The organism is Methanomassiliicoccales archaeon, assembly GCA_014361295.1.
GTDB lineage: Archaea > Thermoplasmatota > Thermoplasmata > Methanomassiliicoccales > JACIVX01 > JACIVX01.
The window spans coordinates 861,705-874,943 of the sequence record JACIVX010000001.1; the positions used below are offsets into that span (position 1 = coordinate 861,705).

At 46.5% G+C, this 13,239-nt stretch carries 17 protein-coding genes; 3 read left to right on the top strand and 14 right to left on the bottom strand.

What is annotated here, in order from left to right; genetic code table 11:
- Window positions 1-2: 2 nt before the first annotated feature.
- Complete coding sequence (locus tag H5T41_04305; protein ID MBC7107998.1) at window positions 3-995, bottom strand: archaeosine biosynthesis radical SAM protein RaSEA; 993 nt, start codon at window positions 993-995, stop codon at window positions 3-5.
- A gap of 345 nt (window positions 996-1,340) precedes the next feature.
- On the opposite strand from H5T41_04305, the gene H5T41_04310 reads away from it, so the two are divergent.
- The 3 genes from H5T41_04310 (at window position 1,341) to H5T41_04320 (ending at window position 4,302) form a co-directional block, all read left to right on the top strand.
- The gene (locus H5T41_04310) at window positions 1,341-2,690 is read left to right on the top strand and encodes an FAD-dependent oxidoreductase (protein ID MBC7107999.1); all 1,350 of its coding nucleotides are present in this window, start codon (window positions 1,341-1,343) and stop codon (window positions 2,688-2,690) included.
- Between the two features lie 28 nt (window positions 2,691-2,718).
- Complete coding sequence (locus H5T41_04315) at window positions 2,719-3,003, top strand: MoaD family protein (GenBank protein ID MBC7108000.1); 285 nt, start codon at window positions 2,719-2,721, stop codon at window positions 3,001-3,003.
- 249 nt (window positions 3,004-3,252) lie between these two features.
- Window positions 3,253-4,302: a tyrosine--tRNA ligase gene (locus H5T41_04320; protein MBC7108001.1), complete on the top strand. Its 1,050-nt coding sequence runs from the start codon at window positions 3,253-3,255 to the stop codon at window positions 4,300-4,302.
- A 7-nt stretch (window positions 4,303-4,309) separates the two neighbouring features.
- Here the strand turns inward: H5T41_04320 and H5T41_04325 are convergent, their stop codons facing one another.
- From H5T41_04325 to H5T41_04385, 13 genes are all read right to left on the bottom strand, one after another.
- Window positions 4,310-5,275 (bottom strand): DHH family phosphoesterase, encoded by a 966-nt coding sequence (locus tag H5T41_04325; GenBank protein MBC7108002.1) that lies wholly within the window; start codon window positions 5,273-5,275, stop codon window positions 4,310-4,312.
- Window positions 5,276-5,465: 190 nt separating this feature from the next.
- Window positions 5,466-5,828, bottom strand: a complete 363-nt coding sequence (locus H5T41_04330) for a prefoldin subunit beta (protein MBC7108003.1) — start codon at window positions 5,826-5,828, stop codon at window positions 5,466-5,468.
- On the bottom strand, window positions 5,821-6,063 hold the full coding sequence (locus tag H5T41_04335; protein ID MBC7108004.1) for a hypothetical protein: 243 nt from the start codon (window positions 6,061-6,063) through the stop codon (window positions 5,821-5,823). The genes H5T41_04330 and H5T41_04335 overlap by 8 nt, the downstream gene beginning before the upstream one ends.
- A gap of 13 nt (window positions 6,064-6,076) precedes the next feature.
- Entirely contained in the window at window positions 6,077-6,211 is a 135-nt protein-coding gene (locus tag H5T41_04340) for a DNA-directed RNA polymerase subunit P (protein MBC7108005.1), read from the bottom strand.
- 1 nt (window position 6,212) lies between these two features.
- On the bottom strand, window positions 6,213-6,488 hold the full coding sequence (locus H5T41_04345; protein ID MBC7108006.1) for a 50S ribosomal protein L37ae: 276 nt from the start codon (window positions 6,486-6,488) through the stop codon (window positions 6,213-6,215).
- Window positions 6,489-6,493: 5 nt separating this feature from the next.
- Window positions 6,494-7,267: an exosome complex protein Rrp42 gene (locus H5T41_04350; GenBank protein MBC7108007.1), complete on the bottom strand. Its 774-nt coding sequence runs from the start codon at window positions 7,265-7,267 to the stop codon at window positions 6,494-6,496.
- A 2-nt stretch (window positions 7,268-7,269) separates the two neighbouring features.
- Window positions 7,270-8,034 (bottom strand): exosome complex exonuclease Rrp41, encoded by a 765-nt coding sequence (locus tag H5T41_04355; GenBank protein MBC7108008.1) that lies wholly within the window; start codon window positions 8,032-8,034, stop codon window positions 7,270-7,272.
- Window positions 8,035-8,055: 21 nt separating this feature from the next.
- Window positions 8,056-8,790, bottom strand: a complete 735-nt coding sequence (locus H5T41_04360) for a S1 RNA-binding domain-containing protein (GenBank protein MBC7108009.1) — start codon at window positions 8,788-8,790, stop codon at window positions 8,056-8,058.
- Window positions 8,791-8,842: 52 nt separating this feature from the next.
- Entirely contained in the window at window positions 8,843-9,538 is a 696-nt protein-coding gene (locus tag H5T41_04365) for a ribosome assembly factor SBDS (GenBank protein ID MBC7108010.1), read from the bottom strand.
- Between the two features lie 11 nt (window positions 9,539-9,549).
- Complete coding sequence (gene psmA, locus H5T41_04370; GenBank protein MBC7108011.1) at window positions 9,550-10,272, bottom strand: archaeal proteasome endopeptidase complex subunit alpha; 723 nt, start codon at window positions 10,270-10,272, stop codon at window positions 9,550-9,552.
- 151 nt (window positions 10,273-10,423) lie between these two features.
- Complete coding sequence (locus H5T41_04375; GenBank protein MBC7108012.1) at window positions 10,424-10,753, bottom strand: hypothetical protein; 330 nt, start codon at window positions 10,751-10,753, stop codon at window positions 10,424-10,426.
- An 8-nt stretch (window positions 10,754-10,761) separates the two neighbouring features.
- Window positions 10,762-11,871 (bottom strand): cell division protein FtsZ, encoded by a 1,110-nt coding sequence (gene ftsZ / locus H5T41_04380; protein ID MBC7108013.1) that lies wholly within the window; start codon window positions 11,869-11,871, stop codon window positions 10,762-10,764.
- Window positions 11,872-12,017: 146 nt separating this feature from the next.
- Entirely contained in the window at window positions 12,018-12,773 is a 756-nt protein-coding gene (locus tag H5T41_04385) for a zinc-ribbon domain-containing protein (protein MBC7108014.1), read from the bottom strand.
- Between the last annotated feature and the right edge of the window lie 466 nt (window positions 12,774-13,239).

A 13,239-nucleotide genomic window follows, 5' to 3' on the forward strand; every position in this document is an offset into this window, starting at 1 on the left:
CCTCATTCCAATTCCCAATCTGCGTTCATATACCTGTCGATATCAACGCTTGTGCCCATAAAATCCTGCACTTCGAGGAACGTTTTCCACCTATCCACGCATGAACAGCTCAAACTATCAAATTCCCTTTTATCCTGCGAAAATGTGTAGCGCTCCAGGGCTCTAAGCACCTCGCTGTCGCACCGAAAACAATTATGTGCTCCGCGCATCGACCCACCACCTGTGGGCGAAGAGAAAACCCGTGCTTCCTTTTCGACTTTAGCTTTTAACAAAACTTCAACGAGTGACCACAACCATGGAGGCCTATAATCACCCCTTTTCCACAGAAACTCAACCACAGTCCCCTTTTGAACGTTAACTGGGTTGATTGAAATGCTCTCAGAGAATCGTGACGCAAATGAAATCGACCTCAGACAATCTTCGATTGCATCTTTCTCTGTTAAAAATGGAGGTTTTAAAAGAAGGTAAGTGCGGAGTGGGATTCCCTCGTGATTAAGAAAATTTGCGGCTTTTTCGTACTCTTCAACGAAAAAACCCTTTCTGACGCATTTCGCTAGTGTTTTATCTGAGGCACTTTCGAGTCCCATCGCTAATTCCAGTTTGTCCCTCGGTAAGTCGCAGAGGTTATCCTCCGTCACAAACTCGGGTCTTGTCTCAATTAAAATTCTTTTCGCTCCATGAAATGTCTCAAAGATTTCATTTCTGGCCTCTCGCGGAATCTCCCGCGTATCAAGGAAGCTTCCCGACGTGTATATTTTCACGAATTCTTCATTTGAATAAGCTTCTTTAACGCAATTGAGCTGTTCGCGAATTTCCGCTAGTCCGACACAGGGATCGCTCTCAGCGTTATATCCGCACATAAGGCATCCTTCTTTTCTTGCCCACCAGCAACCTGATGTTCTGAAAATGATAACCAATGCTCGAACTCTTTTTCCATCTATTATGTCCCATTCTTTCCAAGTTGAAACAGGTGTCCTTGATCGATTTTGCGCCATTTCTTATGCCAAGTGTGTCCATATCGCCTCCATAAATAAGACTTTTCATGCGAATCTTATGATTTTCCGAGCTGCAGAAACTCGAATGGTAGATTAAAATGCTAAAAGACTCCCCTAGAAACAAACGCCACAGTGAAGAACGATTTTAGGAAAAGGAGTCATTGCAGAAGAGTATTCCTTCGAAATGAAACGAAAAATATTGAAAAAATCAAGAATTACACAAGAAGACTTTTTGCAGCCATGCTCAAATGCAAAATTTTCTGAGTTTTTCGAAGAAATTTCAACGCCGATTTGGAAATGTATTAATAGAATTGGTGTAATCTCCCCGCAAGAGGGTTGGTTTCAATGGGTAGGAGGATCATTGTTATAGGTAGCGGCGCTGCGGGGATGACCGCGGCTTCAACTGCAAGAGAGCACAACAAAGATGCCGAGATAAGCGTTTTTACAGAAGATGAATACATCGCCTATTCTCCCTGCGCGATTCCATTTGTGTTGGAAGGGAAAATCAAGGACTTTGAGTCGATCGTTATGCACACGCCGGAGTTTTACAAGAAGGAAAGAAACATCACTGTTCATACAAAGACAAAGGTGACCGGCGTCGATCTTGAGAAGAAGATGATCACTACTTCAGATGGAAAGGAATATGCCTTTGATGCCCTAGTTGTCGCTACTGGAGGGACGGTATTCGTCCCACCCGTGGAAGGCATTAATTTGCCTGGTGTGTTTACTGTCAGAAACATCGCGGATGGCAAGGCGATTCAGAAGGCGATGAAAAACGCAAAGTCGGTCGTCGTCGCAGGCGCAGGTGTTATCGGCTTGGAAATGGCGATCGCTCTGAAACATGCTGGGCTTGACGTAACCGTCATTGAAATGTTCCCTCAGGTGATTCCAAGAATTTTCGATGCAGACATGGCAAAACTCGTTCAGGACTATTGCGAACAACAGGGTATTAAGTTTGTACTTAACACCCCCATTGGCGGGATCAAAGGTAATGGTAAGGTCGAAAAGGTCGTCGCGGGAAATAAAGAGTACCCGTGCGACTTCGTGATAATGGCGACTGGCGTTAGGGCGAATCTTGAAATCCCGAACATGATGGGACTCGATATCGGCCCACTCGGTGCCGTAAGGGTAAGCCCAACATTGCAACCTTACAAGAAGGGTAGACTCGTCAAGGATGTTTACCTTGCTGGGGATGTGATCATGGTCGAAAGCGCCGTCGTGCCTGGCCCAACGATGAGCCAGTTAGGTTCCAGTGCAGTAAGACAGGGACGGGTTGCTGGTATCAATGCAGCCGGAGGATATGCCTTCTACCCCGGAGTTCTGAGCGCGTTCATCAGTAAGATTGGCGATCTGGAAGCCGGTGGAACGGGATTGTCGAAAGGACTCGCGGAATATTATGGCCTCAACGTTGTCGAGGGCAAAGCAACCGGTCTCACGAGAGCTCGATATTATCCTGGTGGAAAGAAGCTCACAGTCAAGATTCTTGTCGACAAAGATACGCACAAGATACTCGGGTCGCAGATTGTCGGTGGAGAAGAGATCACGGGACGGGTCAACTGGCTAACGGCTGCCATCGTAAAGGGAACGACAGTTGAGGAATTTGTCGCAGCCTTCGAGAATGCGTATTGCCCGCCCACGTCCATGGTCATGGATGTTGTTAATCTCGCAGCTGAAGATGCGGCGAAAAAGCTATAATCTCTAAACATATAAAAAAGGGAAAGACATGGTGAGGGTCATCTTCAAGACTTTCGGACACATCGCGTCTTCGATTGGAACAACTGAAGCCAAGATTGAAACGAGCGGCAAGACGGTGCAGGACTTCTTGGGCGCGCTCATTGAAAAATACGGAGATAAGATTTCAAAAATCCTTTACCCTAAGGGTTCTCAGATTTCTGACCTTATTTACATCCTTGTCAACGGACGGAACATTAGACACATCAATGGCCTCCAGACCGAGATCAAGGATGGGGACGTGATTTCTGTCTTCCCTGTAACCGCGGGCGGATGATCTCAATTTCACCATCCGCCGTTACATTTTTAATTCAATTTTTTGAGATTTTTCATTTAAAAAATTGAGAAAGATAATTAGAGTTGCGATAAGTGATTATGAGTTCATAAAAGGAAATCTGAGCAGAAGTCTTGATAGCGTCAATAAATGTCTTGACTCATGCCGTCAAAATTTAAGTCGCCAAAGTGAATTAGGATAGAGTGAGCACAAATGTTTTTTTAGGATGAGTGATTTCTCGCATTGAACCATATGGACGCAGGAACCCGCTATGAAATTCTGGCAAAAAATACAGAGGAAATTGTGACAGAAGAAGAACTAAGGAATTTACTTGAAACAGAGACGTCTCCGCATGCATATATCGGATTCGAACCGTCTGGACTCGTGCATCTCGGCTGGATGATTTGCGCAAATAAAATCATTGATTTCATCGATACGGGATTTAGATTCACGATCTTTTTCGCAGACTGGCATGCCTTTATCAATGATAAATTGACAGGGGACGTCGAGAAAATAAGGACTTGTGCTCGATACATGGAAGATTGCTTTGAGGCTCTCGGCATCGAAAAGAGCAAGGTCAAATTCCGCCTGGCATCGGAACTTATGTCAAGTATCTCGTATTGGGAAAAGGTTATCAGGATCGGCAAGGTCTCGACGCTTACGAGGATCAAGAGGGCGATGACGATCATGGGCAGACAGGAAGAGGAAGCTGATCTAGATTCATCAAAAGTAATGTACCCCTTGATGCAGGCAGCCGATATTTTTGAACTCGATGTCGACGTTGCCTACGCTGGTATGGATCAGCGCCGGGCTCACATGCTCGCACGTGAAGCCGCTGAAAGACTGAGATGGAAGAAGCCGATCGCACTTCATACGCCGCTCTTGCCGAGCCTTCGCGGAGGAAATAGGATGGATCCAATCGCATCGAAGATGTCGAAAAGCGATCCCGACAGTGGCATTCTCATCCATGATTCTCCCGAGGACATCAAGAGAAAAATCGGAAAGGCATTTTGCCCGCCAGATGTTGAAGGGAATCCGATCCTCCTCCTTTACAAATATGTGATTTTTAATAAGATAAAAGAGGTCAGGATCGAGCGACCAAGTAAGTATGGCGGCCCTATCAGCTTTTCCAGTTATGATGAACTTGAAAAGGCCTACGCCTCTTCACATATTCATCCAATGGATCTAAAGAATGGGGCAGGCGAAGCTCTCATCGAAATCCTGCGACCCGTGAGAGATTACTTTGAGAGGAAACCAGATAGACTGGAAGCGATGCGGAAGATCATTGCTGAGATGCGTTAATCTGAGTTTACCGTTCACTGACTGCTGGCTGTTCGAGCTTTCTTAAAAAGTCAAGAGCGCGCTGCATGCAAATATTGAGAATCGCCTCGATATCACCAACACCCATTAAACCTGCAGCACCTCCATGCCCTCCGCCGTCATTCGAAGTCTCCGTCCCGATGTCCTCAAGCATCTTTCCGAGGTGCAGCCCCTTTCTAACAATTTCCGGCCTCGCCCTTGCGCTGACCCTGAAAGACTCATTTCTTTGCGATCCAACGAATGCCACATCGGCGCCGAGCATAATCAGCGATTTGCAGACTGAACTCTCAAACGCGCTGCCGTGAGAGATCGCAACGATGTAACCATTTGTTCTTTCGAACCTCAAGCGCTGAGCGCCCTTGAGCTGTGAGATTTTTTCGGATATATCAGGCTCAATATCGATGAAACTCATAATCTCGTCCATGTTGATATTCGCCCTTTCCATGATCTCCGCGAAATCCCTGAGCAAAGATGGTGTCGCGAACGCAAAGTGTCCACTGTCAGTTAACATTCCTGACAGCAGTGCCAGACCCATATCTCGAGTAATTTCAATTCCCGCGGTTTTCAGGATTTCGAAAACAATTTCTGCGCAACTCCTTTTCGAATCGTCACAGTAATAAAGGCAATTAGACCATCGATCGGAGAACGCGTGATGGTCAATCACAATGCATTTTTCCGGGAATGGGACCGAGATATCCAGCTGGTCAGGAGAAGAGGTATCGACAACAACAAAGGTATCATAATCAGATAAATCGATCGTTTCAAACACCCTGATATTCAGCTTTTCCGCGATGATTTTTGATACCCGATCGAGTCCACCTGGTGCTGCGATGATCGCGTCCGGAAAGCTTCGACAGATTGCGAAAGCGCAGCCGAGGGCATCGGGATCCGCGTTGCCATGGAGGAGAACAACTTTCTTTCCCATCTGGAGTTTCTGTACGATTGCGCTTAGCATCCAAAATTCGATGAGTGTCGACGAAATATATGCACCTTTCGAGGTCAGTAATTAATCAAGTTCTGCGAGATAAGAGATTTCATCTCTGATCGATTTCTACGAAATGACTGTCAGTGCTCGCACAAAACACTTGCAATAATAAATGAATGAAAAATAAAAGGATTGCGTGGTCCCGATGATCTAAAAACATTTATCCAGCCGTTTCTTGCTTTGCGCCGAGGGCTTTGGAAATCTGATCCTGCAACGTTTGATAACGTTCCCGCAGTGTCTTTTCTTGGCGATCGAGGGTCTTAACCCTGATCTCCAGCGTTTCCTTATCTTCCTGAATCTCCTTTACGACACTTTCCTTATCTTTTGCCTTAATTAACAATGAACCGACGCTTTTGTAGATCGGAACGTCATCCGTCACTTTGCCAAGCTCCTCGAGCGTTCGTTCAATTTCCCTCAGTTGCGCCTCCATCTGAAATTTCTGTGTGAGAACCGCTTGGAGCTGCTGTTGCAGTTGCTGGAACTGTGCGATTTGATTTTGAAGTTTCGGACTCAATTCATCCATATGACTCACCTATCGTCATTGAAATATCTTCTGCCAATTTCATCCACCTAAGATAGGAATTGAGGGCCGCTCTTAAAGCAGAAAGATCGGTTGCCTGAATTTCAAGGACGAGTTCATTTCGATTGAAATGAGATTGAACTCTCGTCCTCGGTATCTCTCTTCCAATCTCTGGAGAGATTGCACCGTAGACAACATCCGCTCTCGGTGAAAGAAGTCTCAGTGTGGCCCTGTGCATTTCGATTCCGATCCTACCTTGCTTTAATCACTTTCTTCACGTTTGGCCTTTCTTTATAGAAGATCTTGGAACCGCATGCCTCACACTGAATGCCCACGGTGTTGACATTAGAATGAATCGGTTTGTTACATTTTCCACATTTATACATCTCAATTACCTCCTTTTGTGCTCTCTTTGAGCGCGACCTCCTCCGATATGATCCTTCTCGTGACCGGCGAATAAGCGCCGGCGGCAAATTTCATTTCGCAATGACGGCAGACCCAAACACCAGAGGACATTCTCTTGACGCTGACGTGATGGCAATTCGGGCATTCGTACGTATTCTTCTGCAGTTTCTCGATATCCCTGATCAACTTCCTAACACGAACACCGTACCTTGCGCCGAACCTTCCAGCTGTTCCTACCTTCTCAGTACCCCTCGACATTTGCATCACCCAACCAGTTTCCTTAATTCCTTACCGAGCCGTTGAGAGGTCTCGATAATCTTCTTGATTTGATCGATCGTGAGTGATCCTTTCAGACCTTTTTGCATGGCTCTGATGTCGCCATTTTCATCCGTCGTCACGGTGAGACGCGCGGCAGCGACCTTCTCTTCATCGAGAGTCGGATCAACCAATATAGAATTTTCTATTTGAACCGCAGTCACCGACATAGGAAGGCACCTGATCGGCAGTTTAAAATCCTCTCCTTTCCCGTAGCGTGAAGCTGGTACAATCGTCGACTTGAGTGCCGCGACCGCTCCCAAAAAAGAAGCGTCGAAAAGATTTCCATCGTAATCTAACACATAGATATCGACAAAGCAAATCCAAACCTCCTCATTCGGCACAATACATAGCGCATCGAGATCAATCATCTCGCTTTCGCGGATTCCCCTATCGACAACACGTGCGAGTTCAATTGCATTCTCATCTGGGGGACCGGGCTCGAAAGTTGGCGAAGCTAATGGAATGAGTTCCGCATTCGTCGCAAGGACGCCCTTATCGGGCGTATCAGGGAAAGGAATACCCGTTTCCATTTTTACACCGACGAGCACGTCAGTATTCCCCAGCTTGACTCTCGCAGAACCTTCTGCAGTCTCGGTGAAATTCGTTTGAATTGTGATCTCCCTGAATTCATCCCAGTTCCGACCGTCAACCCTCTTTCCTCGCGCGAGGAGCTTGTGAATATGATCCTTCTTAATTTCTGACATCACTGAGCGTGCCATTTTCATTCCTCCATTGCACTTTGTGTGTGCTGTGCTTCTTCAAACGTTTCAATCTCTTCCACTGCATATCTTCGCCTTAACGCGTCCTTCTGCAGTTGATAGATCTTCTCGCATGCTTTATAACCCAGGTCGATTGCTTTGTTGAATTCTTCAACCGTCATGTGACCGTCCATCTGCATGAGCAGAACTTCGCCTGTCCTCGGAATGATCGCCATCGGCAGATCCGCCTGACCATGATTATCTTCTTCTTTACTCAGATCGAGAACGACCTGATTATCAACTTTCCCGACGGCGACGGCAGGGACCAAGTCCTTCATCGGTACGCCTGCATCAGCAAGCGCAACAGAAGCCGCCGTGAGACCCGCACACCGCGTGCCAGCGTTTGCCTGCAAAATTTCAATGTACACATCGATCGACGTGCGCGGGAAGTACTCCGTGAAAATCACGTACTCAAGAGCTTCCGCAATAATCTTCGAGATCTCAACGGATCTTCGATCTGGTCCCGGCCTTTTTCGTTCCATCACGGAAAACGCAATCATATTGTACCTACATTGAACGAGTGCTTTTGAAGGATCTTGCAGATGCCTGGGATGACATTCCCGGGGACCGTAAACAGCTGCAATCACCTTGTTTTTTCCCCATTCCACATAGGCAGAGCCGTCCGCCCTTTTCAGAACGCCTGCCTCGATTCGGATAGGCCTGAGTTCATCAACCTTCCTACCGTCAACCCTCAAGCCATTTTCATCAATCAACCTCATTGCCTCCATAAAATCACCACTAATGATACATTATTGTTGCTTTCCGTTCAAGCCAGAACGGGTCATCGACTCGAGGTATTCTTTGACTCTTTCGGTCAAACGAAGTGTCTGAGCTCCCTCTTCTATCATCTTTATTGCTCGGATCGCATAAACGATGTTCTCAATATCCCCATCTAACCAAATTCTCCCATTCTGTCCCACAAAAATCCTGCAATTCGTGTAGCTCTTGATCATCTGTATCATCGAGCCGCCCTTACCGATAACGCGTGGCACTTTGCTGTGGGATATATCGATAATCTGACCGCCCTGCAATTTTCTCAAACCTTGCTCTTTCATCGTGACCTGGACCCTCTTCGTTTCATCGACAAGCAGAACCTTTGCAAGGATCGTATCACCGACATTGAGATACCGTGCAGTGTCGCCGAATTCCACCTTCCATGGCACTTCAGTGACGTGTAAAGGAGCGGGATAGGGAGAATTAATATCAACGAGCCAATTCGATGGACCGATATCAACGATCTTACCTATGACAGTATCTCCAGGCGATGGGATGTAGGGGCCTCCCAACGGAATGACGTTAACAAAATTCGATTTGATGCTCTTGATTCCGAGCTGAGAGGCATAGATCTTACCATTTGATACGTATGTCCCATCACCCGGTTTGAGCTTTCCAGAATCAAGCAGATCGCCAGGAACGACAATCTCCCTGACGGGCTTCGCTACGTTCTCCTTTTCCCTATTGAAATCTCTTTCACCTTCTTTCATGTTCTCGTGTCTCACTTTCATTCTATTTTGGTAATGATTAATACTCCGCAACTCACTTGAGGATCTTCGTTTCCACATTGCCTCTTGTTTTTTCATTGAGGCGATTTAAAAACTCATCTCTCATCCCAGCGGGGAGCTCAACAATGCCGATCCAGCTGCCATTTGGTTGCCATTCCTCCCTCGTAATCTTTCCCATCTGCGTAATATCCTCGTAACACCGGCCATACTCATCGCCAGAAAGTCTGACGGCAATTCTCACCTTGTCAAATCGAATTGGGATGATTGGGCGCAGTGCTTCAAGAACGGTTTTCACCTGCATTTCAACAGGCTTGAATGGATCAATATGAACTCTCGCCTCCTCCATCGCCAATTCGATTCTCTGAGGTGGATGAGGTGCTCCCGTTTGCGGGTTGATTGCATTTCTCGCGATCTCCGCGATGATTCTCTTTCGCTTGCTTTCCTGCATTTCCCTGCGTTGCTGAGTCGTCAGCTGCACTTCGCCTTTGAGAATGATTTGCTTCGCAACTTCAACAGGATCGGTCGTTCCGAAGACTTCCTTGATCTTCTCCTCTGAAGGATGCGTGCCTTTTCTGGCATTGCGAAAGATTTCATCAATCACCATGTAATCGGTCAATTCGACTTCCTTTCCTTCCCTGATTAAATTGACAACTTTCGGATCGATGAGAATTTCGAAAGTCTCGCCGTGGGATTCGAGACGAGCGATAATCGCTTCCTCAATATCGACCATCTACACCCCGATTACAAAGCGTTTGCCTTTTCAACGTATGCCTCGACTTCTGACTCTTCCATACGCCTGAACTTCTCACCACGCCTGACGATTCCGATCTCTACAGCCTTTGGATTGAGTTTTTCCTCTTCGGTCGCCTTTTTCAGCGCCTTAAGACCAAGCAGAATAGCAGCTTCCATGTCCATGCCTTCCTGGTACTCCTCTTCGAAAACTTCCATGACGACATTTCTTCCTGCTCCAATGCTCCCTGCTTTATAGGAAACTAGAGCCCCGCTCGGATCAGTCTCGAAGAGGTGTTCGCCCTGCTCGTCAACTCCCGCTACGAGTAATGCCGTTCCGAATGGTCTAACACCACCGTATTGCGTGTAATTCTGTTTAAAATCGCAGATACGCTTCACAAGGGCTTCAACACTAATCGCCTCGTCGTAGGTGATCTTGTTGATCTGCGCGATAATCCTCGCTTGATCGACAAGAATTCTTGCATCAGCAACAAGACCCGAGGTCGCGCAACCCATGTGATCGTCAATCTGATAGATTTTTTCGATCGACTTTGGCTCCATCAATCTGCTCGCGATCCTCTTGTCCACGATTAAAACGACGCCGTCCTTGAATTTCAATCCTACAGTGGTCGTTCCTCTCTTCACAGCTTCACGTGCGTATTCTACCTGGAAGAGCCTCCCATCAGGCGAGAATACCGTTATTGCTCGATCATATGCCATTTGACCTGGCTGCATATCATCACTCCTTCCGTCTCGGTACGAGGGAGCCTAAAGTTCTCCACCAATATATATGTATTGCTGCGAAAATGTATTGCCAGCCTCAGAAATAAGGTTGGGAGAATCGGATTATGCCGAGTCGAAATGAACACAAGTAATCATTGCCACCTCAATCGACGCAATCGTCAACCGACCGATATTTGAAAGTTCGAGATCTTAAGGATTTCAGCGTCCCCGATGTTTTCAACGTTTCGATGTTACAACAGCCTTTTTCGAGTTTGATGTGATTCAACATCTCAATCGCCTTTTCCTTTTCCAGATTAGAACAACGAATGATCCCATAATTTCCATCGAACTCAATGATCTTCGGAATTCTTGGGAGATAACCTATGTACGATTCTTTCAAAAGTGTCTCAAGCTCTTCCAATGAAATTCTTTCATTTCCTGTGATCCTAAAAGCGATGTATCTCCTTCTGCCCCTCATCGTTTTTGGGACCATTGACAGACTCACCGAATACGATCGATCTCTCCGTTGGGCTGGAATTCACGACCCAGAAATTGATTTGACTTGACACCAGTTAAAACGACCATTACGCGGACCTTACCCTCACATTCTGGCTCAACCGAACAACCCCAGATAATTCGCGCCACAGGGCTGATCGTCTTGCTTACAATTTCGGCTGCCTTTTCAGCCTCGCTGACAGTCATGTCGGGGCCACCAACAATGCGAACCAGCGCTCCTCTCGCTTCGTGGAGGTCGAGCTCGCCGAGCAACGGCGATGAGAGTGCCTCCTCAACCGCGCAATCGACCCTTCCTTCGTCCGCATCGGATTCGCCGATGCCGATCATCGCAACTCCGCCGTTTTTCATTATCGTCATGATATCATTGAAATCCACATTGACAAGACCAGGCTTTGTAATAATTTCAGTAAGACCCTTTATTGATTGCACAAGTACCTCATCTGCAACCTTGAATGCTGCCTCAAGCGGCAATTTCGGAACGATCTCCAGCAACCTGTCGTTCGGAATGACGATTGTCGTATCACAAAACTCCCTCAACCGATTGAGACCTCTCAGTGCATTCTCCATTCTGATCTTACCCTCGGCCTTGAATGGCAAGGTGACGACGCCCATGACCAACGAAGCTCTCTGACGCGCGAGCTCAGCGACAACTGGTGCGGCACCGGTGCCCGTCCCGCCTCCTAGCCCAGCCGTCACGAAGACTATATGCTGGCCGTCGAGATACCTTGCTAACTCTTCTCTTGCCTCCTCAGCGGCCCGCATACCAACATCGGGAATTGCACCAGCTCCAAGACCTCTTGTTAGATTCCGCCCGAGAAGAACCTTATTTGGCGCAACAATCGATAATAAATGCTTCGCATCGCTGTTCGCTGCGACCAAGGTGGCCCCGACGATACCCGCTTGGTAGAGCCGCCTTATTGTATTGGAGCCACCGCCACCGCAACCAATGATCGCAATTTTAACCTTCAGCGTCTCGACGATTCGCCTCAGCTCTTCGTCATCTGCGGTTGTCTGGCCAGAGGAAGTCCGCTTATCATCTATTTCTGTAAGTCTTCCTTCACCTGTTTCCAAAACCCTGTCTAAAATCGATTTCATCGTGCACCCATCCTATTAATATGACTTTATCTAGATGCCAGTATTTAAATCCGATCATGAGGCCATTGAGCAGGAATTCTGATCCTTTTGAAAGGCCTGTAATCATTGCTGGAATTAATTTCACCATCTGGAGAAAACGAAACGGGTTAAATCAATTCGAAAACCGTTCCACAATACATACAGATTGACTCATCGGGTTTTAACTCATGCCCGCACTCAGGACATTTGTTGCCGAAAACTGCTCCACACCTGTCGCATACATCCGCGTTCTCGATAGTAGCACCACAAAGGGGGCAGATATCGAGTTCATATCTTTCGAAGACTTCGCCGCAATTCGAACATATATTATCTTGCTCTCGAACAAATGCTCCACACGAAGGACAAAGAAATATCTCCCCTTCATGTACGAAGATCGCGCCACACTTGCAGGAATCACTGGTTAAGGGATTTTGAGTGCCACAAATTGGACACTTGAATGAATCGACTAACTGCCTATCAACTTTATTGCCAGCAGCAAACAATGTTTTTTCCTCGTTCGAAATCAACTTCCATTTTGAATTATCATCTGAAAAGATTTCTTCGCAATAAGGACAGAATCCAGTACGCTGAATACAAACCAAATGAAAGATTTTACCGCAACTGCAGACCGCATAGTCCAGTCCATTCTTTATCCTTCCGAGGCAGATCTGACATACAAAAGGCTTATTCTTAGAACCTCGGATCTGCACTTTTGGCCGAGTTGATTTTGGCGCTCGCCGTAGGATTGCATATAAATCGTGCAAAGATCCCTTTACCCTCGATGTAAGGCTAACCGGCTCAAGGATTTTTGATTTAGCCATATAAAAAAGAATTATCAGTACTGAGGTAATCGCAACAACGACAAGAAGGACCGAAACGATCACAAAAACGAGGACTACCTCTTCAAATTAAATCTGTTCTTCCATAATTATCTTCGGTGATTATGAGGTTTGAAAATCACATCCCGAAACTTCGAACGATTGTCATAATTCGCAATCCTTACCTTACACGTCGGCAGTAGCAGGCAAGATCATCCGATATTTCGAGAATCGTTCCTGCATTCTCCCCTTTTTGTCACATAATAAGGAAGTTCTCTAAGATGCTTGCTTCGACAATACTCGATTTACATTCAAAGATCCTCGAAGTGCTGATGCTTTGGAATCAAGGTTTAACGCAATAACGCAACGTTTTTGCCAATAATTCTCGCGAGAATCAAAACATTCTTTCGAACGGAAAAGGCGCCTATTCAACAATTGTCGAAAATTATATTAACCATCGTTGATCTCGGTCTTTCGAAGCGCCCGAGGTGAAATGCCATAATGTTAAAATACACCAAGCCTTTTGTCTACA